At 72.3% G+C, this 20,286-nt stretch carries 22 protein-coding genes and 1 riboswitch; of the genes, 5 read left to right on the top strand and 17 right to left on the bottom strand.

Annotated elements, in window-relative coordinates; all coding sequences use genetic code 11:
- Positions 1-4: 4 nt before the first annotated feature.
- The 7 genes from rpmI to ABD332_RS20510 all read right to left on the bottom strand — a co-directional run bounded on the left by rpmI (position 5) and on the right by ABD332_RS20510 (position 4,511).
- Positions 5-199, bottom strand: a complete 195-nt coding sequence (rpmI, locus tag ABD332_RS20540) for a 50S ribosomal protein L35 (RefSeq protein ID WP_344503590.1) — start codon at positions 197-199, stop codon at positions 5-7.
- Positions 200-378: 179 nt separating this feature from the next.
- Entirely contained in the window at positions 379-1,017 is a 639-nt protein-coding gene (gene infC / locus ABD332_RS20535; RefSeq protein ID WP_344503662.1) for a translation initiation factor IF-3, read from the bottom strand.
- A gap of 219 nt (positions 1,018-1,236) precedes the next feature.
- The gene (locus tag ABD332_RS20530) at positions 1,237-1,698 is read right to left on the bottom strand and encodes a PH domain-containing protein (RefSeq protein ID WP_425552258.1); all 462 of its coding nucleotides are present in this window, start codon (positions 1,696-1,698) and stop codon (positions 1,237-1,239) included.
- 4 nt (positions 1,699-1,702) lie between these two features.
- Positions 1,703-2,557 carry an ATP phosphoribosyltransferase gene (hisG, locus tag ABD332_RS20525; RefSeq protein ID WP_344503588.1) on the bottom strand — a complete coding sequence of 285 codons (855 nt, stop codon included), beginning with the start codon at positions 2,555-2,557 and terminating at the stop codon, positions 1,703-1,705.
- A 47-nt stretch (positions 2,558-2,604) separates the two neighbouring features.
- Complete coding sequence (locus tag ABD332_RS20520) at positions 2,605-2,868, bottom strand: phosphoribosyl-ATP diphosphatase (protein ID WP_203850014.1); 264 nt, start codon at positions 2,866-2,868, stop codon at positions 2,605-2,607.
- Between the two features lie 87 nt (positions 2,869-2,955).
- Positions 2,956-3,975, bottom strand: coding sequence for a GerMN domain-containing protein (locus ABD332_RS20515; protein ID WP_344503587.1), 1,020 nt, complete (start codon positions 3,973-3,975; stop codon positions 2,956-2,958).
- On the bottom strand, positions 3,972-4,511 hold the full coding sequence (locus ABD332_RS20510) for a SigE family RNA polymerase sigma factor (protein ID WP_344503586.1): 540 nt from the start codon (positions 4,509-4,511) through the stop codon (positions 3,972-3,974). The genes ABD332_RS20515 and ABD332_RS20510 overlap by 4 nt, the downstream gene beginning before the upstream one ends.
- A gap of 127 nt (positions 4,512-4,638) precedes the next feature.
- Here ABD332_RS20510 and ABD332_RS20505 point away from each other — a divergent pair, with 127 nt between their 5' ends.
- Positions 4,639-5,151: a hypothetical protein gene (locus tag ABD332_RS20505; RefSeq protein ID WP_344503584.1), complete on the top strand. Its 513-nt coding sequence runs from the start codon at positions 4,639-4,641 to the stop codon at positions 5,149-5,151.
- A 465-nt stretch (positions 5,152-5,616) separates the two neighbouring features.
- Here ABD332_RS20505 and ribH read toward each other — a convergent pair whose 3' ends face one another.
- The 6 genes from ribH to rpe all read right to left on the bottom strand — a co-directional run bounded on the left by ribH (position 5,617) and on the right by rpe (position 11,011).
- Entirely contained in the window at positions 5,617-6,093 is a 477-nt protein-coding gene (ribH, locus tag ABD332_RS20500) for a 6,7-dimethyl-8-ribityllumazine synthase (RefSeq protein ID WP_344503583.1), read from the bottom strand.
- Complete coding sequence (locus tag ABD332_RS20495; RefSeq protein WP_344503582.1) at positions 6,093-7,337, bottom strand: bifunctional 3,4-dihydroxy-2-butanone-4-phosphate synthase/GTP cyclohydrolase II; 1,245 nt, start codon at positions 7,335-7,337, stop codon at positions 6,093-6,095. Before ABD332_RS20495 ends, ribH begins: the two co-directional genes overlap by 1 nt.
- Positions 7,337-7,933: a riboflavin synthase gene (locus tag ABD332_RS20490; protein ID WP_344503661.1), complete on the bottom strand. Its 597-nt coding sequence runs from the start codon at positions 7,931-7,933 to the stop codon at positions 7,337-7,339. Before ABD332_RS20490 ends, ABD332_RS20495 begins: the two co-directional genes overlap by 1 nt.
- Positions 7,934-7,937: 4 nt before the next feature.
- The gene (gene ribD / locus ABD332_RS20485) at positions 7,938-8,972 is read right to left on the bottom strand and encodes a bifunctional diaminohydroxyphosphoribosylaminopyrimidine deaminase/5-amino-6-(5-phosphoribosylamino)uracil reductase RibD (RefSeq protein ID WP_344503581.1); all 1,035 of its coding nucleotides are present in this window, start codon (positions 8,970-8,972) and stop codon (positions 7,938-7,940) included.
- Between the two features lie 126 nt (positions 8,973-9,098).
- Positions 9,099-9,243, bottom strand: a riboswitch (FMN riboswitch).
- Positions 9,244-9,312: 69 nt separating this feature from the next.
- Positions 9,313-10,266 (bottom strand): GGDEF domain-containing response regulator, encoded by a 954-nt coding sequence (locus ABD332_RS20480; protein ID WP_344503580.1) that lies wholly within the window; start codon positions 10,264-10,266, stop codon positions 9,313-9,315.
- Between the two features lie 85 nt (positions 10,267-10,351).
- A complete protein-coding gene (gene rpe / locus ABD332_RS20475) occupies positions 10,352-11,011 on the bottom strand; it encodes a ribulose-phosphate 3-epimerase (RefSeq protein WP_344503579.1) in 660 nt (219 codons plus the stop codon).
- Positions 11,012-11,066: 55 nt separating this feature from the next.
- Here rpe and ABD332_RS20470 point away from each other — a divergent pair, with 55 nt between their 5' ends.
- Positions 11,067-11,558: a hemerythrin domain-containing protein gene (locus tag ABD332_RS20470; RefSeq protein WP_344503578.1), complete on the top strand. Its 492-nt coding sequence runs from the start codon at positions 11,067-11,069 to the stop codon at positions 11,556-11,558.
- A gap of 1,167 nt (positions 11,559-12,725) precedes the next feature.
- Here ABD332_RS20470 and ABD332_RS20465 read toward each other — a convergent pair.
- From ABD332_RS20465 to def, 3 genes are read right to left on the bottom strand one after another with little or no spacing between them, the layout of a single operon-like run.
- A complete protein-coding gene (locus ABD332_RS20465; protein WP_344503660.1) occupies positions 12,726-14,234 on the bottom strand; it encodes an RsmB/NOP family class I SAM-dependent RNA methyltransferase in 1,509 nt (502 codons plus the stop codon).
- Positions 14,165-15,133 carry a methionyl-tRNA formyltransferase gene (gene fmt / locus ABD332_RS20460; RefSeq protein ID WP_344503577.1) on the bottom strand — a complete coding sequence of 323 codons (969 nt, stop codon included), beginning with the start codon at positions 15,131-15,133 and terminating at the stop codon, positions 14,165-14,167. Before fmt ends, ABD332_RS20465 begins: the two co-directional genes overlap by 70 nt.
- Complete coding sequence (gene def, locus ABD332_RS20455; RefSeq protein WP_344503576.1) at positions 15,130-15,675, bottom strand: peptide deformylase; 546 nt, start codon at positions 15,673-15,675, stop codon at positions 15,130-15,132. Before def ends, fmt begins: the two co-directional genes overlap by 4 nt.
- 49 nt (positions 15,676-15,724) lie before the next feature.
- On the opposite strand from def, the gene ABD332_RS20450 reads away from it, so the two are divergent.
- The 3 genes from ABD332_RS20450 to ABD332_RS20440 all read left to right on the top strand — a co-directional run bounded on the left by ABD332_RS20450 (position 15,725) and on the right by ABD332_RS20440 (position 19,173).
- Positions 15,725-16,774: an amidohydrolase family protein gene (locus tag ABD332_RS20450; RefSeq protein ID WP_344503575.1), complete on the top strand. Its 1,050-nt coding sequence runs from the start codon at positions 15,725-15,727 to the stop codon at positions 16,772-16,774.
- A 96-nt stretch (positions 16,775-16,870) separates the two neighbouring features.
- Positions 16,871-18,601, top strand: coding sequence for an ABC transporter ATP-binding protein (locus ABD332_RS20445; RefSeq protein WP_344503574.1), 1,731 nt, complete (start codon positions 16,871-16,873; stop codon positions 18,599-18,601).
- Entirely contained in the window at positions 18,598-19,173 is a 576-nt protein-coding gene (locus ABD332_RS20440; protein WP_344503573.1) for a P-loop nucleotide/nucleoside kinase family protein, read from the top strand. Before ABD332_RS20445 ends, ABD332_RS20440 begins: the two co-directional genes overlap by 4 nt.
- On the opposite strand, the gene ABD332_RS20435 is transcribed toward ABD332_RS20440, so the two are convergent.
- The gene (locus ABD332_RS20435) at positions 19,162-20,199 is read right to left on the bottom strand and encodes a class I SAM-dependent methyltransferase (protein ID WP_344503572.1); all 1,038 of its coding nucleotides are present in this window, start codon (positions 20,197-20,199) and stop codon (positions 19,162-19,164) included. The two genes, ABD332_RS20440 and ABD332_RS20435, sit on opposite strands and share 12 nt — an antisense overlap.
- Positions 20,200-20,286 lie beyond the last annotated feature (87 nt).

Below are 20,286 nucleotides of genomic sequence, written 5' to 3'. Positions count from 1 at the left end.
GTGACTAGAGGCCGAGCATCTTCTTGACGCGCGTGGTCTCGGTCTTGGCGAGCTCGACGGTGCCGCTGAGCCGGCGGGTCCGCTTGCTGGGCTTGACCTCGAGCAGGTGGCGCTTGCCGGCCGGCTCGGCGAGGAACTTGCCGCGACCGGTGATCTTGACGCGCTTCTTCATCCCGGAGTGCGGTTTGAACTTCGGCATGGCTGATGTTGCCCCTTCATGTGCGGCACGCCAGAGCCGGCACCCTCCCCGTCGGAACGGGAGGGTGCCGTGGCGCACCGGCGCACAGGCCGGGACGACCGCTGTGCGGGTCCCGCCCGCACGACGCGGTCGTTGTGGTGTGGTGCAGTGGTGCCGGGTGGTGCTTTATCCAGCGCTGGTCATTGGTCGGCGGTGACGACCTCGGGCAGGACGGCTGCTTCGCCCTCCGGCGCGGCGGTGTCCCCTCCGGTGTCCACTGAGGAATCCTCAGAGCGACCCTCACGGGAAGCGGTCGCCGCGGCCTTCACGTTGCGGTGAGGCGCGAGGACCATGATCATGTTGCGGCCGTCCTGCTTCGCGGACGCCTCGACGAAGCCCAGCTCCGAGATCTCCTCCGAGAGCTTGCGCAGCAGCCGGAACCCCAGCTCCGGGCGGCTCTGCTCGCGGCCTCGGAACATGATCGTTACCTTGACCTTGTCGCCCTGCTTCAGGAACCGCATGACGTGACCCTTTTTGGTCTCGTAGTCGTGCGGGTCGATCTTCGGGCGGAGCTTCATCTCCTTGATGACGGTCTGCTGCTGGTTACGCCGGGCTTCCCGGGCCTTGAGCGCGCTCTCGTACTTGAACTTGCCGAAGTCCATGAGCTTGCAGACGGGCGGGCGTGCCATGGGCGCAACTTCGACCAGGTCCAGGTCCACGTCGGCGGCCAGCTGGAGTGCGCGCTCGAGCGGGACGATGCCCACCTGCTCACCCTCCGGGCCGACCAGCCGGACCTCACGTGCCCGGATCTGCTCGTTGACGCGTGGCTCGACGCTGATGTGGCCTCCTCGATCGGTGCTGTCTGGTGTGCCGACCGAAGCGGAAAAGCCCCCGGATGCGCAGCGCGCATGCGAGGGCCCACTCGACCACACCACCTCACACCGAGGCCATGCGATCAGACCGGGACCCGGCTGCCCAGAGCTGCACGGGTGGGAGTTTTACCTCCGCTTCGAACACGCCTCGCTCCATTACAGGACGCGGCGTGCGGTCGACTCCAGTTACTCTACCACGCTGCTCGTCAGCGACGCCGCGTGCAGGGCCCGCAGCCCGCGGGCCGCCTTGACCGCGTGGTCCTTGTCCGCGATCTGCACCGCCATCACCGAGACCCGCTCGTCGTCGTGCAGATCCAGGGTGAGCCACGGGGCGCCACGGCCGAACGTGACGGCGCGCACCACGTCCCACGGCAGGTCGTAGGAGCCGATGATGTTCTGCACCCGGACCCCGGTCTCGTCGGCCTCGACCTTGGGCCTGGCCATCAGCAGGATGGCGAGCGCGGCGCAGATCCCCAGGCCGATCATGGCGGCCTGGTCACCGCGCTGGAAATAGCCGGGGCCGTCGCCGGTCTTGCCGTGCAGCCCCAGCGCGATGAGCGTGAAGACCACCACGACCACGGCGGCGAGGACGAAGGCGAGGATCCTGGCGCGCCGCGGACGGGCGAGAACGGTGCTGCTCACACCGATGAGACTACAACCGGCACGCGTGGATGCCGGTCACCAGGATGGCCCGGGCGCCCACCTCGTACAGCTCGTCCATGATCCGGTGCACCTCGTCGCGCTGGACCATCGCCTGCACGGCGACCCAGCCCTCGCGGTGCAGCGGCGACACCGTCGGCGACTCGATGCCGGGGGTCAGCGCCACGGCCGCGTCGAGCGCGTCGGCGCGCACGTCGTAGGCGAGCATCACGTACCGGCGGGCCACCAGGACGCCCTGGAGGCGGCGCAGCAGCTGCTTCGCCGCGGGGGCCAGCTCACCGGTCCCGCTGCGGCGCACCAGCACCGACGACGACTTGAGGATCGGCTCGCCGAAGGTCTCCAGCCCGGCCTGGCGCAGGGTCGCCCCGGTCTCGACGACGTCGGCGATCACGTCGGCGACGCCGAGGCGGATCGCGTTCTCCACGGCGCCGTCGAGCCGGATGACCTCGGCGGTCACGCCGTGCTCGGCGAAGTAGCGCTCCATCACGCCCGGGTAGGCGGTCGCGACCCGCAGCCCGGCCAGGTCGGCGGGCTTGTCGCCGTCGATCGAGCCGGCCACCCCGGCGAAGCGGAACGTGGCCCGCCCGAAGCCCAGGTCGAGCAGCTCCTCGGCGCCGCTGTCGGCGTCGATCAGCAGGTCGCGGCCGGTGATGCCGAGGTCCAGGTCGCCGGAGCCGACGTAGGTGGCGATGTCACGGGGGCGCAGGTAGAAGAACTCGACGTCGTTGGCCTCGTCACGGCACAGCAGGTCCTTGGGGTCGGAGCGCTGGCGGTAGCCGGCCTCCTGGAGCATCTGGGCGGCGGGACCGGACAGGGTGCCCTTGTTGGGCACGGCGATACGCAGCATCGGTGGGGCCTTTCGAAGACAGGAGGGACGGGATCGCGGCTACCGGCCTACAGATGTCGGTAGACGTCCTCCAGCGACAGCCCTGTCGCCAGCATCAGGCACTGCACCTGGTACAGCAGCTGTGAGAGCTCCTCGGCGGTGCGCTCGCGACCCTCGTGCTCCGCGGCCATCCAGCTCTCGGCGGCCTCCTCGACGACCTTCTTGCCGATGAAATGGACGCCCTTCTCCAGCGCGGCGACCGTGCCGGAGCCCGGGGTGCCCGCGGCGGCCTTGGCGGTCAGCTCGGCGAACAACTCGTCAAAGGTCTTCACGGGCACGAATTCTCGCAGGCCCGCCCGTGAAAGGGGAATCACGATCACGACAGGCGTGTCCTGCCTCACGCCGCGCGGTCGGCCGGTTCACCCCACCGTGAACTCGTGGTCGTCCACTCCCTGGACGCTGCCGTCCGCCATGGAGACGTAGTACGCCTCGATCGTGTACCGGCCGGTCGCGAGCGTCAGCGGCACCCTCGCCTCCCCGACCGCGGGCGCGCCCGCCGTCAGCTGCACGGGCTGGTCCACGACGACCTGCTCGACCCCGCCCGCCCCCCCACGGATCCGCAGGTGCACGGCGCCCTCCGGCACGATCCCCGCCAGGTGCACGGTGAACGACTTGCCGACCACCTGACCCTGCTGCGGGTCGATCACCCACACCGGTGCGTAGATCTCCGACGGCGGCAGCTGCTTCACCGGCCGGCTGGTGTCGACCGCGCCCCACAGCTTCGCCACGGCCGAGCCGTCCACCGTGATCCGCACCCCGTCGATCCGCTTCACCGACGTGTACGACGCCGCCGCGGCGACCGTCGACACCAGCTGCTGCACCGCGAGCGCGGGCGTGCCGGACCGCGGCCCCGCACCCACGTCGGACAGGTCGACGACCACGACCTTGCCGTCGAAGGCGACCCCGCGCACCGTCACCGAGTCCGGCCACAGCGACAGGTAGTCGGGGTCCGCGGCGGTGCCGGCGCGCAACGCCTCACCGACGGCCGCCGCCACCCGGTGCGCGTCGTCGTCGGCCGGGAGCGGCAGCTCGTGGAACTCCCGCACCAGCCGGTCGTTGCGGGCGTAGTACACCGGCAGCAGCACCGTCACGGGCTGCGCGGTGGGCGACGGCGGCTGCACCGGGACCGTCGGCGCGGGCAGGGCCGGCAGCCGGTCCTGCGTCCCGTCCGGCCCCGGCACCCGTTCGGGGATGAACACCACCACCGCGAGGGCGATGACGGCGGCGACCGCCGCGGCCGCGGCGAGGACCACCCAGCCGCCCCGGCGCCGCTGCTCGATCCGGCCGCGGATGCGCGGCAGCGCGTCCGGCGCCACCTCGACGGTGTCGACCTGCGCCTGCAGCGCCGCCCGCAGCCGGTCCTCCGGCGACATCTTCATGGTGCCTGCTCCAGACCGAGCCGCAGGGCGGCCATGCCCCGGGCGGCATGGCTCTTCACCGACCCCTTGCTGACCCCCATCGCGTCGGCGATCTCGGCCTCCGACAGCTCGGCGTAGTACCGCAGCACGATCGCCTCCCGCTGGCGCGCCGGCAGGCGACGGACCGCCTCCAGGACCTCCCGGTGCCGCAGCAACGCCAGCGCCCCCGTCTCCGCGCTCGCCACCGTCTGCTCGTCGACCTGCCGCCGCGCCGCCACGTACCGGTCGGCGACCCCCCGGTGCCGCAGCGCCGACCGCGCCCCGTTGACGACGCTCGTGCGCAGGTAGCCGAGCGCCTTGTCCGCGTCCCGCAGCCGCCACCAGCGCCGGTGCAGCCCCACGTACGCGTCCTGCACCACGTCCTCGGCGGCCTGCTCGTCGTGCAACAGCAGCACCGCCAGCCGCACGAGCCCGCGGTAGTGCGCCGAGAACAGCGCGGTGACCGCCTCGTCGGCGCTCCACTCGCGCGCGGCGTCCCGGGCGGGCTCTGCTAGCACCGCCCTACCGTCCCATGGCGTGGTCCCCACGTCGGCCGTCACGCACCTACGACGCGCGAGCGGGTTTCCAGGTTTACCGCGATCACCCGAAAGGCGAACTCCGCCCACCCTGGATAGGCTGTTCTGCGTGGAAACCGTGCCGAAGTACACCGACGAAGAGTGGGGGCTCCTCGTGGGCCTGCCCCAGTCCGTGCTGATCGCCGCGTCCCAGGCCGAGCAGGACGGCGCCCGCCGCACCCGCGAGGAGTGGACGGCGGGCATGACGGCCATCGCCGACGGCCGCGACTCCGCCAGCGACCTGGTCCGCACGGTCGCCGCCGACGTCGTCGCCCGCCAGGGCGACATCGACGAGGACGCCGTGGGCGGCTTCGCGGGTGGCGTCGAGCCCCCGATCATCGAGTTCCCCGACCGCGCCGCGGGCATCGCCGACGTCATCGAGCGCGCCAAGGCCGCCCACGTGCTGCTGGCCGCGAAGGCCACCGACGCCGACGCCGAGTCCTACCGCTACTGGCTCATCACGCTCGCCGACCAGGTCGTCAGCGCCGCCAAGTCCGGCGACGTCCTGGGCTTCGGCGGCGAGCTCATCACCCCCGCCGAACGCAACTTCCGCGACACCCTGGCCGCCGTCCTCGAAGTCTGAAAGCTGTTCACTGTTTCCCGCCGGTTGCTTCGCAATGGGCTCGCCTCCCCACCGCTGCCGCGGCGGGGCCCGCCGGGGGATTCTCACCCCGGACCCCCAATGCTCGCTGCGCTCGCACAGCCAGCGCTCCGCGCGGCCGGATCGCGCATCCGCGCCCATCCCGCCCACCCTCCGTCGTGGCTGGGCGGGGGGCTTCTCATGATCCGGAAGAGTTTGTGTCGCTATAGCAGCACAAAGTCTTCCGGATCACGGAAAACGGGGTCAGAGGCCGCCCGCCGCGCAAGCCGGCATCAGGCCCGCCCATGATCCCGAATCATCCCGGTAGCCAGGGCTACCGAAACCGTTCGCGATCACTCCGCCGTGGCCGTCTCTCATGATCCGGAAGAGTTTGTGTCGCTATGGCAGCACAAAGTCTTCCGGATCACGGAAAACGGGGTCAGAGGCGGCCTGCAGCGCGAGCCGGCGTCAGGACTTGGCTACCTGGCGGAGGGCGTGGGCGGCGTCCAAGGCGGCCAAGGTCGCCGAGTAGCCCTTGTCCTCCGGGGAGCCCGGCAGGCCGGCCCGGGCGCGGGCCTGGTCCAGGTTGTCGACCGTCAGCACGCCGTGGGCGACCGGGGTCGACTCGTCCAGGGCGACCCGGGTCAGCCCGTCCGTGACGGACTGGCAGACGTACTCGAAGTGGGCCGTGTCGCCGCGGACCACCACGCCCAGGGCGACCACCGCGTCGAAGCGGTGCGCCAGGGCCTGGGCCAGGACGGGCAGCTCGACGGCGCCGTCGACGCGGGCGACGGTGATGTGGTCGACGTTCGACGCCTCGCCGGCCTCGATGGCCCGGTTGAGCATGTGGTCGACCAGCTCGGCGTGCCACCGGGTGGCGACGATGCCGAGGGTCAGTCCGGTGCCGTCAACCCGCTGCAGCACCGGTGCGCCAATTCCAGCCATCACGCAAGTCCTTCCGCGACCTCGTCGAGCTCGTCCAGCAGATGCCCCATGCGGTCCCGCTTCGTGCGCAGGTACCGCACGTTCTCCGGGTGCGGCCGGGTCGGCAGGGGCGTGCGACCCAGCACGGACAGACCGTACCCTTCCAGACCCGCCCGCTTTGCCGGGTTGTTCGTCAACAGGCGCATCGTCTTGATGCCGAGGTCGACGAGGATCTGCGCGCCGGTGCCGTAGTCGCGGGCGTCGGCCGGCAGGCCGAGGTCCAGGTTGGCGTCGACGGTGTCCCGGCCGAGGTCCTGCAGCTGGTACGCCTGCAGCTTGTGGATCAGGCCGATGCCGCGCCCCTCGTGGCCGCGCATGTAGAGGACCACGCCGCGGCCCTCGGCGGCGACCAGCTTCATGGACGCGTGCAGCTGGGGTCCGCAGTCGCAGCGCACCGACGCGAACACGTCGCCGGTGAGGCACTCGGAGTGCACGCGGACGAGCACGTCCTCGCCGTCGCCGAGGTCGCCGTAGACGAGGGCGATGTGCTCGCCGTCGTCGAACTCGGTGGTGTACCCGACGGCCCGGAACACGCCGTGCTCGGTCGGCAGCCGGGTCTCGGCGACCCGCTCGATCTGCTTCTCGGTGTGCCGGCGGTACGCGATGAGGTCGGCGATGCTGACCAGCGCCAGGTCGTGCTGCTTGGCGAAGGCCTGCAGGTCGGGCAGGCGCATCATGGTGCCGTCGTCGTTGACCATCTCGCACAGCACGCCCGCGGGGCGCAGGCCGGCCATGGCGGCGAGGTCGACGGCCGCCTCGGTGTGCCCGGCGCGGCGCAGGACCCCGCCCTCCTTGGCCCGCAGCGGCACGATGTGCCCGGGGCGCGTGAGGTCGGTCGGCTTGGTGTCCTCGGACGCGAGGAGCCTGATCGTGCGGGCGCGGTCGGCGGCGGAGATGCCGGTCGTCCCGCCGAACCTGGCGTCGACGGTCACGGTGTACGCCGTGCCGCGGCGGTCCTGGTTCGTGCGGTACATCGGCGGCAGATCGAGCCGGTCGGCCTCGGCCTCCATGATCGGCACGCAGATGTAGCCCGACGTGTAACGGACCATGAACGCGACCAGCTCCGGGGTGGCGAACTCCGCGGCGAAGATCAGGTCGCCCTCGTTCTCGCGGTCCTCGTCGTCCACGACGATGACGGCCTTGCCGGCGGCGATGTCCTTGACCGCCCGCTCGATCGGGTCCAGGCCCGTGACCGGTGATCCCATCACTTGCCACCCTTCGCCAGCAGCTTCTCGACGTACTTGGCCATGATGTCGACCTCCAGGTTGACCTTCTCGCCGACGCTCTTGGCACCGAGCGTCGTGAGCTTGAGCGTGGTCGGGATGAGCCCGACGGAGAACGTGTCGTCGGTGACCGCCATGACGGTCAGCGAGATGCCGTCGACGGTGATGGAGCCTTTCTCCACGACGTACCGGCTGAGCTGCGGCGGAAGGGAGAACGTGACGGTCTCCCACTGGTCGCCGGCCTCCCGCGACAGGACCGCGCCGACGCCGTCCACGTGCCCCTGCACGATGTGACCGCCGAGGCGGGTGGCCATGGTCGCGGCGCGCTCCAGGTTGACCGGGGAGCCTGCGGTGAGCGTGCCCAGCGTGGACCGGTCCAGCGACTCGCCCATCACGTCGGCGGTGAAGACGCCGCCGTCGTTGTCGACCACGGTGAGACAGACGCCGTTGACGCTGATGGAGTCGCCGTGGGCCGCGTCGGAGGTGACGGTCGCGCCGCGGATCGACAGCCGCGCCGAGTCGCCGAGCGGGTCGATCGCGACGACCGTGCCGAGCTCTTCGATGATGCCGGTGAACACTGGGTCACGCACCTTTCACTGTTGCCGTCAGGCGCACGTCAGGCCCGATCACGGCAAGGTCGACAACGTCGAGCGTCAATGCCTCGGCGATGGTGGAGATTCCCGCGGCGCCCAGGGCGGCCGGGCCGGCGCCGAGCAGCTTCGGGGCGAGGTAGGCGACGACCCGGTCGACCAGACCGTCGGCGAGGAACGCGCCCGCCAGGGTCGGGCCGCCTTCCAGCAGCGCCGTGCGAACGCCCTGGTCGTACAGGTGCCGCAGCATGCCGTGCAGGTCGACCCTTCCGCCCTCAGGTGCGGCGGCCACGAACGTCGGCGCCGAGCCGTCCAGGATCTTCGCGGCGGGAGGTGTACGACTACCGCCTTCCACCACGACCCGCAGCGGCTGGCGGGCGGCGGGCCCCTCGGGCGTGCGCACGGTGAGCTGCGGGTCGTCGGCGAGGACGGTGCCGATGCCGGCGATGATCGCGTCGACGCCGGCCCGGATGCGGTGCACGTCGGCCCGGGCCTCCGGCGAGGTGATCCACTTGCTGGTGCCGTCGGCGGCGGCGGAGCGCCCGTCGAGCGTGGCGGCGAACTTCCAGATCACGTACGGCGTGCCCCGCCCGACCGCGGTCAGCCACCCTCGCATGGCGTCGTGGGCCTCTTCACTTTCGACGCCTTCGTCGACGTGTATTCCGGCCTGTCGCAGGGTCTGCGCGCCACCTGCGGCGACCGGGTTCGGGTCGCGGACGGCGACGACGACGCGGGCGACCCCGGCCGCGATCAGGGCCTGCGTGCAGGGGCCGGTGCGGCCGGTGTGGTCGCACGGTTCGAGGGTGACGTAAGCGGTGGCCCCCCGGGCCAGCTCGCCGGCCTCCGCAAGGGCGCTGACCTCGGCGTGCGGCCCTCCGGCGGGTGCCGTGCGGCCCTCGCCGACGACGTCGCCGCCGGGGCCGACGAGGACGCAGCCGACGTTGGGGTTGGGGCTGGTCTCGCCGAGGCTGCGCAGGGACAGCTCGACGGCACGCCGCATGTGGCTGGCATCTGCGTCTGCGTCCATTGGCCCTCTCCGCGCGGTGTGGTCACGCGTCGGGAGGCTGATGGGGACGGCTGCGGGCGGGGTGCGGGGATGCGCAGATGCGCAGGCCAGCCCCCCAGGCGCCCGTCGAAACGGACACCGGATCCCGCGCGCTGAACTCCCATCCGGACTTTGACCGTCGGCTCTGGACTCACACCAGATCCACCGGCCGATGGCTTCGACCGGGTCGCGGGCTCGCGGTCTACGACCGCTTACCGCCGGTTCGGAATTTCACCGAGCCCCGCCAGCGCGTGGTGGGTACGTAACCTGAGTCTTGCACATTTCCGCGGCGACCGACCCGGTCCTTACCCAGGGACATACATCACAGGTGCAGCGCACTGCGGCGGTCGACAGCCACGTAGTTGCCGTTGTGCTTCTTCGCCACGGACTTCATGTCGGTGGCGATCGCGATGACCTCACGCGGGTCGGTGAGCTGCCCGCCGGCGGCCGCCTGTCCGATCGCCACCCCGATCGACAGGGTGACCAGGTTGGCCTGCTGGACCTCGCCGTTGCGCTGCACGACCTCGACGAAGCCACGCTCCGCGTCGGACGGGTCGTAGAGCGCGTCCGACGCCGCCTGGAACTCCAGGATCGCCTTCGTCGTCAGCGGCTTGAGCTGGTCGGGGCTGCACACGACGAGGAAGTCGTCGCCGCCGATGTGGCCGAGGAACGCCGGCGGCAGCCCGACCTCGACCACGGCGCGGTGCAACGCCCGGGCGAGCGAGGTGATGAACTCGTCGCCGCGTGCGAACCCGTACACGTCGTTGACGGCCTTGAACCGGTCGATGTCGACGTGCGAGACGGCGAAGTCGGCGCCGGCCCGCGCCCGGTCGGTGATCTCGCGCAGGATGCGGCTGTTGCCGGGCAGCCCGGTCAGCGGCGACACCTCCCGGTTCTCCTGGTTGCGGCGCAGCGTGGAGCGCACCCGCGCGACCAGCTCCAGGGTGTCGAACGGCTTCACCAAGTAGTCGTCGGCGCCCGCCTGCAGCCCGATGACCTTGTCCGCGGTCTGCCCGCGCGCGGTCAGCAGGATCACCGGGATCGGCGCCGTCATCGGGTCGGCGCGCAGCCGCCGGGTCAGCTCCAGGCCGTCCAGCTGCGGCATCATCCAGTCGACGACCGCGAGGGCCGGCATGTGCTCCTCGACGAGCTGCAGCGCCGTGGCGCCGTCGTGGGCGAGCAGCACCCGGTAGCCCTCGAGCTTCAGGTTGACCTCGATGAACCGGGCGATGTCGACGTCGTCGTCGACGACGAGGATGGTGTCGGGCTCGCCCATGCGCTGTCCTCTTCGGTTGTCTCTCGGGCTTCCTCGTTGGTGCCGTGTTCGGTGCCGTGCTTGGTGCCGCGTTTGTTTGGTGCCGTCAGCCGTTCGCCAGGGCGCGGAGCCTGCGCACCGCGGCGGCCGGGTCCTCTGCGCCGAAGACCGCGGTGCCCGCCACGAACGTGTCGGCACCCGCCTCCGCGCAGGCCGCGATCGTATCGTCGGCCACTCCACCGTCAACTTCAATGCGCAGCTCGAGATGGCCCGCGTCGACGTGCCGGCGCGCGGTCCTGACCTTGTCCAGCAGCTCCGGGATGAACGCCTGCCCGCCGAACCCCGCCTTGATCGTCATGATCAGCAGCAGGTCGAAGTGCGGCAGCAGCTCCAGATACCCCTCGACCGGCGTGTCCCGGTCGATCGCGAGCCCGGCCCGGCTGCCGGCCTTCCTCAGGTCCTTCGCGATCGCGACCGGGTCCGTGGCCGCCTCGGCATGGAACGTGACGTTGTACGCCCCCGCCTCCGCGTACTGCGTCGCCCACCGCGCCGGGTCCGCGATCATCAGGTGGCAGTCGAACGGCAGCGTGGTCGCCTTCCGCAGGCTCTGCACCACCGGCAGCCCGATCGTCAGGTTGGGCACGAAGTGGTAGTCCATGACATCCACGTGCAGCCAGTCGGCGCTGCCCTCCACCGCCCCGGCGGACTCGGCGAGCCGCGCGAAGTCCGCGGCGAGAATGGACGGTGCGATCACGGTGTTGCTCACATCAGCACTCTAGGCGACGGTACGCCTTCCGCCGGATATGGGGGACAATCGGTGGATGGCTGATGTCGTCGATGTGATCGTCGCCGATCACGTGCGCTTCGAGACGCTGCTCCGCTCCCTGCGCGACCGCTCCCCCGCGGATCTCGAAAGCCACCGGCGGCGCACCTTGACCGAGCTCGCCGACCTTCTCGTCGCGCACGCCACCGCCGAGGAGTCCGAGGTGTACCCGAAGCTACGCGAGCTCACCGGCGGCGACGGCCACGTCGAGCACGGCGAGGACGAGCACCTCGACGGCCACCGCCGCCTCCTCGCCCTGCTGGACGTGCCCGACATGACGTCGCTCGCCTTCGACAAGGCCGTCAGCAAGCTCGCGAACTCGCTCTACCACCACCTCGACGAGGAGGAGCGCACCCTGATCAACGACGCCCGCGGCCTGGACCCGGCGACCCGCCAGGCCCTCGGCGACGCCTGGCTCGCCGAACGCGACCGGCTGATCGCCCTCTCCTGCGGCACCCGCACCGCCGTCGCCGCCCTCCTCCCCGACTGACCAGCGCCACCCACACCCCCACACCATCAACACGCTGGCCAACATCGCTGCACGGTCAAGCCAACCGCCCCCACCGAACCGCCGCACCCCACATACGTTGATCAATGCCAACTAATACGGCATTTACCCCATTACCATTGCGCGATCACCCCTCAGCGATCCCGGATCGGGGGGCGCACCACACGACGCCTTTCGCCTAAAAGCCACAAACCATGGCATTGACCAATGTCTACACAGGGCAGGGCAGAGCCATGAAGGCGAACCAGGCAGAACGGACAGAACCGAGCAGAGGCAGAGCAGAGGCAGAGCGGAGCTATCCAGGCGAACCGGGCAGAACTGGGCAGAGGCAGAGCAGAGCCATCCAGGCGAACCGGGCAGAACTGGGCAGAGGTGGAGCGAAGGCAGGAGCGGAGCCCGCTAGAGCGGAGCCCTTGCGGGATTACGGCTCGCCGGAGCGACCCAGCGGGGCCTCAACCCCCGCAACGCCGCAACCTCAGCACACCCACATACGTTGATCAATACCAGCCCGCGCAGCCTTCACCCACCAACGCCGATCGACACCGGCCCACACAGCCCTCCACCCCCACTCCGATCAGCACCGGCCCACGCAGCCCTCCACCCCCATTCCGGTCGGCACCAGTCGACGCAGCCTCCACCCAATGCCGAGCAGTACAAAGGCCGGCACGCCAGGAAGGCCGGACCACACCAGGCCGACCCGTCGCGAAGGTTGCAGCCCGCCGGAGCTGCGTGACGTAGGTCCAACCCGCACGGCGCCCGGCTCCCAGCCCACTCCAAACCGACGCTGATCAATACCCGCTTTTGCGGCTTTTGTTCTATCGAAGTTGCGCGATCCACCTACAAGATGATCTTCAAATTGGGGGTGGATCGCGCAATGTCTATCAATAGAAAGCCGTAAACCTGGGCATTGATCAACGTCTGTGCGGGGGGCCGACAGGGCAGAGTCGAGCACCGGGTGGCAGGACCGGGCTGGGCAGGGCCGAGCCAGGCAAAGGCCGAGCCAGGCAGAAGCCGAGCCAGGCAGAAGCAGCGCAGTGCAGAAGCCGGGCCAGGCAAAAGACCGGGTCAGGCAGAAGCCGAGCCAGGCAAACACCGCGCAGGGCAGGGCGCAGGGTGGTGGGTGAGGGCGGGACGGGGGGTCGGCGGGGGTTACTTGTCGGCGCGGCGGAGCAGGGCCAGGAACATGGCGTCGGTGCCGTGGCGGTGGGGCCAGAGCTGGACTGTCGGGCCGGTGCCCAGGTCGGGCAGCGAGGACGGCAGGAAGGGGCGGGCGTCGATGAGGTCCATGTCGATCTGCGAGCGGCGGGCTGCCTCCGTGACCGAGACCTCGGTCTCGGCCTGGTGCGGGGAGCAGGTGACGTAGGCGACGACCCCGCCCGGCCGGACCGCCCGGAACGCGGACTGCAGCAGCTCGCGCTGCAGGCGGGTCAGCGGGGGCAGGTCCGACGGCTGGCGGCGCCAGCGGGCCTCGGGGCGGCGGCGCAGCGCGCCGAGGCCGGTGCACGGGGCGTCGACGAGGACCCGGTCGAAGCCGCCCTCGGGCAGGTCCGCGTCCTTGCCCACGTCGCGGCCGTCGGCGTGGATCGTGTAGACGGGCAGGCCCTCGGTGGCCTTGGCGACCAGCGCCGCCCGGTGGTGGGCGACCTCGACGGCGGTCACGTGCGCGTCGCGGGTGCGGGCGAGCGCGCCGAGCAGGCCCGCCTTGCCGCCGGGGCCGGCGCACAGGTCGAGCCACCGCTCGTCGCGACCCTCGATGTCCGACAGGGCCAGGGCGGCGGCGACGAGCTGGCTGCCCTCGTCCTGCACGTGGGCGCGGCCGTCGCGGACGGCGGCGATGCCGGCCGGGTCGCCGCCGCCGGTCAGCACGACCGCGTAGGGCGAGTACCGCCCGACGGAGGCGCCCCGCAGCGACGCGGCGAACGAGGCGGGATCGAGCAGGCCGGGCCGGGCGCACAGGTGCACGGGCGGGGCGAGGTTGTCGGCGTCGAGGGCGAGCTCCGCCTCGTCGAGCGAGCCGAGCGCGTCGGCGAAGGCGCGCACGATCCACTGCGGGTGCGCGTGGTTGAGCGCGGCCGCCTCGAACGGGTCGGCGGGGGCCAGCCGGGTCAGCCACGCGGCGCGGTCGGACTCGGCGACGCGGCGCAGGACCGCGTTGGCGAAGCCGGCGGCGCCCGGGACCAGGGAGCGGACCAGGTCGACGGTGGTCGCGACCGCGGCGTGCGCGCCGACGCGCATGTTGAGCAGCTGGTAGGCGCCGATCCGCAGCGCGTCGCGGACGGGCGGGTCGATGCGGTCCACGGCACGGTCCGCGGCGGCGGCGACGATCGCGTCCAGGGTGCCGGTCTGGCGCAGCGTGCCGTAGGTCAGCTCGGTCGCGAACGCGGCGTCGCGGCCGGTGACCCCGGTCTCGCGGAGCAGCTTCGGCAGCACGAGGTTGGCGTACGCGTCGTCGCGGTGCACGGCGGCGACGGCCTCATAGGCGGCCTCACGGGCAGGGTCGATCGCCGGGCGGCCACCGCGCGGCGGCCGGACGAGCCGGTCGTCGCGGGCACCCGCCGGGCGCGGCCCCGGCCCCCGCCGGGGCGACCTCAAGACGAGGCTCCGGAAGCCGGGGCGCCGAGCACCACGCCGGACTCGATGCGGGCGCCACGCGCCCAGGCGTCCGCGGGCATGGCCTTCTTCCCGGGTGCGGTGACCGTGCCCAGCGCGACCGGCACCGTGCCGGTGCCGACCAGGACCCGGTTGCGTTCGACGGCGACCACGCCCGGGCCGAGCGTCGCGCCGCCGCCGATGACGGAGGCGGCGGTGACCGGCGTGACCGGGCCGAGCTTCAACCGGTCGCCGCGCAGGGTCGTCCAGGCGCCGGGGGCGGGCGTGCAGGACCTGACCCGCCGGTCGACGGCGAAGGCCGGGTCGCCCCAGCGGATGAGGGCGTCGTCCACGGTGAGCTTCGGCGCGAGGGAGATGCCCTCGTGCGCCTGCGGCACGGCGGCGAGCGAGCCGGCGGCGATGCCGTCCAGGACGGAGACCAGCAGCGAGGCGCCGGAGTCGGCGAGCCGCGACAGCAGGTCGCCGGAGGTGTCGCGGGCGCCGACGGGCTCGGTGAGCGTGCCGTAGACGGGGCCGGTGTCCAGGCCCTCCTCCAGGAGGAACACGCTGGCGCCGGTCATGTCGTCGCCGTGCAGGACGGCGTGCTGGACCGGGGCCGCGCCGCGCCACGCGGGCAGCAGCGAGAAGTGCAGGTTGATCCACCCGAACCGGGGGATGTCGAGCGCGACCCGCGGCACCAGCGCGCCGTACGCGACGACCGGGCAGCAGTCTGGCTCCAGCTCACGGAGCCGGTCCAAGAACGAAGGCTCACGCGGCCGCTCGGGAGCCAGAACGAGAATGCCCCGCTCCTGCGCCCAGGCGCTGACCGGCGACGGCACCAGCTGCCGGCCGCGGCCGGAGGGCGCGTCGGGGCGGGTCACCACGGCGACCAGTTCGTGCGAGGAGGCCGCGATCGCGTCGAGGGCGGGCAGCGCCACGGCGGGCGTCCCCGCGAAGACGAGCCTCACCGGCCGAACAGACCGTGCGGGCTGGTCTTCACGACCGGCGGGGCGTCGGGGTTGTACCACTCCGCCGCCCGGATCTCCTTCATCGCCTGCTTGCGCCGGTCGGCGTCGAGCCGGTCGACGAACAGGACCCCGTCGAGGTGGTCGGTCTCGTGCTGGGCGCAGCGCGCCATCAGCCCGGTGCCGACGATCTGGATCGGGTCGCCGTGCTCGTTGAAGCCCTTGGCGATCACGTTCTGCCGGCGCTTGGTGTCCACGTAGACGCCCGGGATCGACAGGCAGCCCTCGGGACCGTCCTGCTCCTCCTCGTCGGGGAACTCGAGCACCGGGTTGACCAGGTGCCCGATGACGTCGTCGACATCGAAGGTGAACACGCGCAGCCCGACGCCGATCTGCGGGGCGGCTAGGCCGGTCCCGTTCTGCTGGCCCATGGTGTCGAGCAGGTCCTTGACCAGCTTGCGCAGCTCACGGTCGAAGTCCACGACGCTGTCGGCGGGCGTGCGCAGCACCGGGTCGCCGAAGAGGCGGACGGACTGGACGGTCAAACGAGGCACCCCATATCTGGTTCGAGTCAAACAAGTCTAGTGTGGCCCGATGACGAGCCTCCACCTGCGTGGCACCGTCCTGCCGGACGGTGACGTCCGCGACATCTGGGTGCTCGGCGACCGGCTCACCTTCCAACGCCCGTCCGGCGACGTGACCACGGTCCACGAGGGCGGGTTCATCCTGCCGGGTCTCGTCGACTCCCACGCGCACCTGGGCCACCACGCGGACACGATGGCGTTCGACCCGGAGCTGTTCGCGGCGGCCGCCCGGCAGTACACAGGCGACGGCACCCTCCTGTTGCGCGTGCCGGGGCATCGGGAGCCGATCCCGGCAAGCCTCCGCGAGGACGCCGCCGCGCCGCGGCTCGTCACCGCCGGCCCGTGGCTGGCCTGGGACGGCTTGGAGGACCTGGACGACCTGCAGACAAGAACCAGCGACCTGACCGCAGCAGGCGTCGCGCAGGCCCTCGCCAACGACGGCTGGTGCAAGACCTACGGCGACTGGGAGTTCGACCGGGTCAAGACCCCGGAGTCGGTACTGCGGGAGCTCTGCGACGCCGTGCACGCGGTGAACGGGCGGGTGGCCGCCCACTGCCAGACCGCCGAGGGCACCCGCGCCGCGGTCCTGGCCGGTGTCGACTCGATCGAGCACGCCTGGTTCCTGACGCCCGACCTGCTCGACGTGCTCGCCGCGCGGGGCGGCGCGGTGACCCCGACCTGGACGGGCTTCATCGGCCACGTCGACAACGTGCGCACGAAGCCGGAGGGGCCGCGCAAGGACTGGTTCCTCGGCGGGGTCGAGAGCCTGCGCACCGCGACCGTCGACGCGTGGGAGGCCGGCGTGACCGTCCTCGCCGGCACCGACTCCCTCGGCCACGGCGACGTCGTCGCGGAGATCGGGCACCTGGCCGCGGCGGGGCTGCCGCCGGCCGCCGCGGTCGGCGCCGCGTGCTGGGACGCCCGCCGCTACCTCGGGTTCCAGGGCATCGAGGAGGGCGCGCCCGCCGACCTCGTCGCGGTCACCGCCGACCCGAGGGTGACGCCCGAGGCGCTCCGGCACCCGTCACTGGTGCTCCTCAGGGGACGCCCAGCGAAGTAGCGACTCAGGGGACGCCCGGCGAAGTAGCGACTCAGGGACGCCCGGCAAGCCACGGACTCAGGGGACACTCAGCAGAACAGGGCTAGCCTCGGCCAGGTGGCCACCAAGAAGGATGCCGTCTCGCTGCGTTCCCTCCTGCCGTACCTGCGTGACCACCGCCGGACGCTCGTCGTCGTCGGCGTGCTGTCGCTGCTCGGATCCGTCACGACCCTCGCCCAGCCGCTGCTGACCCGCGACGTCCTCGACGGCCTGCAGGCCTCGGAGGCGGTCGGGCGGACCGTCGCGCTGCTGGTCGCGGTCCTCGCCGCCGTCGCGGTGCTCAACGCGCTGCGCGACTACCTGCTGCAGCGCACCGCCGAGGGGCTCGTGCTGACCGCCCGCCGGCGGCTGACCCGGCACCTGCTGCGGCTGCCGATCGCCGAGTACGACCAGCGCCGCACCGGCGACCTGCTGTCCCGCGTCGGCGCCGACACGACGCTCCTGCGGGCCGTCGTGACGTCCGGCCTGTTCGAGACCGTCACCGGCGCCGTCATGGTCGTCGGCGCCGGCGTCGCGATGCTGCTGCTCGACCCGGTCCTGTTCCTCACGGCCGGCGGCGGTCTCGCGCTGGGCCTGTCGATCGCGGTGATCTTCTCCCGCCGGGTCCGGCCCGCCTCGGAGGAGGCGCAGGCCCGCATCGGCGACATGACCAGCGCCGTCGAGCGGGCGCTGACCGCGGCCCGCACGATCCGGGCGAGCAACGCCGAGGACCGCGAGGTCGCCACCGTCGAGTCCGGCGCCGAGGAGGCGTACCGGGCGGGCGTGCGGATCGCGAAGCTGCAGGCGCTCGTCGGGCCGGCCAGCGTCGCCGCGATCCAGGGCGCGTTCCTGCTGCTGCTCGGCGTCGGCGGCGCCCGCGTCGCGAACGGCACCATCTCCGTCGGTGACCTGGTCGCGTTCGTGCTCTACCTGTTCTTCCTGGTCATGCCCCTCGGCCAGGCGCTGCACGCGTACACGCAGCTGCAGACCGGGCTGGGCGCGTTGCAGCGGATGCAGGACATCCTGGTCGTGCCCCTGGAGGAGGACGCGGGCACCGCCGCGGTGGCGGACTCCCCCGTCGCCGTCACGTTCGAGGGGGTCACGTTCGGCTACGCGGCCTCGCTGGAGCCGGTCGTGCGCGATGTGTCGTTCACGGTGGCGTACGGCACCCGCACCGCCCTCGTCGGCCCCTCCGGGGCGGGCAAGTCGACGCTGCTGCAGCTCGTCGAGCGGTTCTACGACGCGACCGCCGGCACCGTCCGGGTCGCCGGCGTGGACGTGCGGGACCTGCCGCGGCAGACGCTGCGCGCCCAGCTCGGCTACGTGGAGCAGGAGGCGCCGGTCCTCGCCGGGACGCTGCGGGAGAACCTGCGGCTCACCACGCCCGGCGCCACCGACGCGCAGATGCTGGAGGTCCTCGACGCGGTCAACCTCGCCGACGTCGTCGAGCGGACCCCGCTCGGCCTGGACGCGCAGGTCGGCGAGGGTGGGGTGCTGCTGTCCGGCGGGGAGCGGCAGCGGCTCGCGATCGCCCGGACGCTGCTGGCCGCGCCGCCGATCCTGCTGCTGGACGAGCCGACGTCCAACCTCGACGCGCGCAACGAGGTGGCATTGCGTCAGGCGATCGACACTGTGGCGCACAATCGGACGATGATCGTCGTCGCGCACCGCCTGTCGACCGTCGTCGACGCGGACCAGATCGTGGTCATGGAGGGCGGCCGGGTCGTCGCCACCGGCCGGCACGCCGACCTGCTCGACTCCAGCGAGCTGTACCGCGAGCTGGCCACCAACCAGTTGCTGGTGGCATGACCGGGCGTGGCCCGGCCGACGTCTGGGTGGTGGCCGGGCCGCCCGGGGCGGGCAAGTCGACGGTCGCGGACCTGCTGATCGGGCTGCTCGACCCGGTGCCGGCGCTGCTGGACAAGGACACGCTCTACGGCGGGTTCGTCGCCGCCACCCTCGCCGCCGCCGGCCGGTCCCCGGGTGAGCGCGAGGGTGTCTGGTACGACGCCAACATCAAGCTGCACGAGTACGCGGGGCTCGCCGCCACCGCCCGCGAGATCCGCGCCCGCGGCTGCCCGGTGGTGCTGTCCGCGCCGTTCACCGGCCAGATCTCCGACGCGGGCCGGTGGGCCGGGTTCGTGTCCTCGCTCGGCGGCGACGCCGTCCACCTGGTGTGGGTCCGCTCCGACCCGGCGACGCTGCGGGCCCGGCTCCTGGCCCGCGGCTCGCACCGCGACGGCCAGAAGCTGGACCGGTGGGACGACTTCCTCGCGGCGATCCCGCCGGACCGGCCACCGGCGGTCCCGCACCGAGAGGTGGACAACCGTGAGGGCGCCCCGCCCCTGGAGGCGGCCCTCAGGGCCCTGCTAGCGGGCTGACAGGACCAGGTTGGTCTGCGTGGTGGCGACGACCCGGACGTCGGTGAACCCGGCCTCGGCGAGCAGCCCGGTCAGCCGCGCCGCGCCCGCCTGCGCGCCCAGCGCGGCGCCGCCCTCGGAGATGGCGTGCGGCACGCACAGGTACGTCGACGCGCCGTAGAAGAGCCGCCCGAGCGGGTGCAGGTTGTCCTCGACCCGGTCCCCGGCCAGGGGCTCGACGATCAGCCAGGTGCCGTCGTCGCTCAGGGTCTCCCGGACCCGCCGGGCGGCCCCGAGGGGGTCGCCGAGGTCGTGCAGCGCGTCGAAGATCGTCACCAGGTCGTAGCCGCCATCCGGGGGCGCGGGGAACCCGGCGGCGGTCGCGACCTCGAACTCGGCCCGGACGCCGGCCTTCGCCGCGGCGGCCGTCGCGGCGGCGACCGACCCGGGGTGCGCGTCGAAGCCGGTGACCGTCGCGGCCGGGAACGCCTCGGCGATGAGGACGGTCGCGGCGCCGTGCCCGCAGCCGATGTCGGCGACGCTGCCGCCGGCGCGCAGCCGGTCGGTGACGCCGTCGAGGGCCGGCAGCCACCCGCTGATGAGGTGCTGGGCGTAGCCGGGCCGGTAGAACGCGGCGACGCCCGCGTGCAGCGTCTCGTCGTGCTCGCCCCAGCCGATGCCCTCGCCGGTGCGGAAGGCGCGTTCGAGCCGGTCGGTGTCGCGCAGGATCGCGAGGCAGAGTTCGGCCGCCGCCGGCAGGTTCACCGGCCCGTCGGGGTCGAGCAGGACGTGCTGCTCGGGGCTCAGCGTGTACGTGCCGCCGTCGTGCGTCAGGTAGCCGCCCGCGGTGAGCGCGCCGGCCCACTCACGGACGTAGCGCTCCGCGGTCCCGGACCGCCGCGCCAGCTCGGCGGTCGTCGCGGGGCCCTGCCGCAGCGCGGCGAACAGGCCCGTCCGCTCCCCCACCGCGATCAGCCCGGCCGACGGGCAGGCGCCGAGGTCGGCGACGGCACGCTCCAGGAGGTCGTTGAACCGTTCGGTATCCATGCCTTCCATGCAACCGCCCGGCCGGGGTGACTCCGGAGCGAGAAACGGGGCGAATCACAAGTTCAGAGCAGAGCAGGTCAGAGCAGG

This window comes from Dactylosporangium maewongense, assembly GCF_039531485.1.
Lineage (GTDB): Bacteria > Actinomycetota > Actinomycetes > Mycobacteriales > Micromonosporaceae > Dactylosporangium > Dactylosporangium maewongense.
Note: the sequence above shows the minus strand (reverse complement) of the source record. Positions and strands in the feature narration are given on the sequence as shown.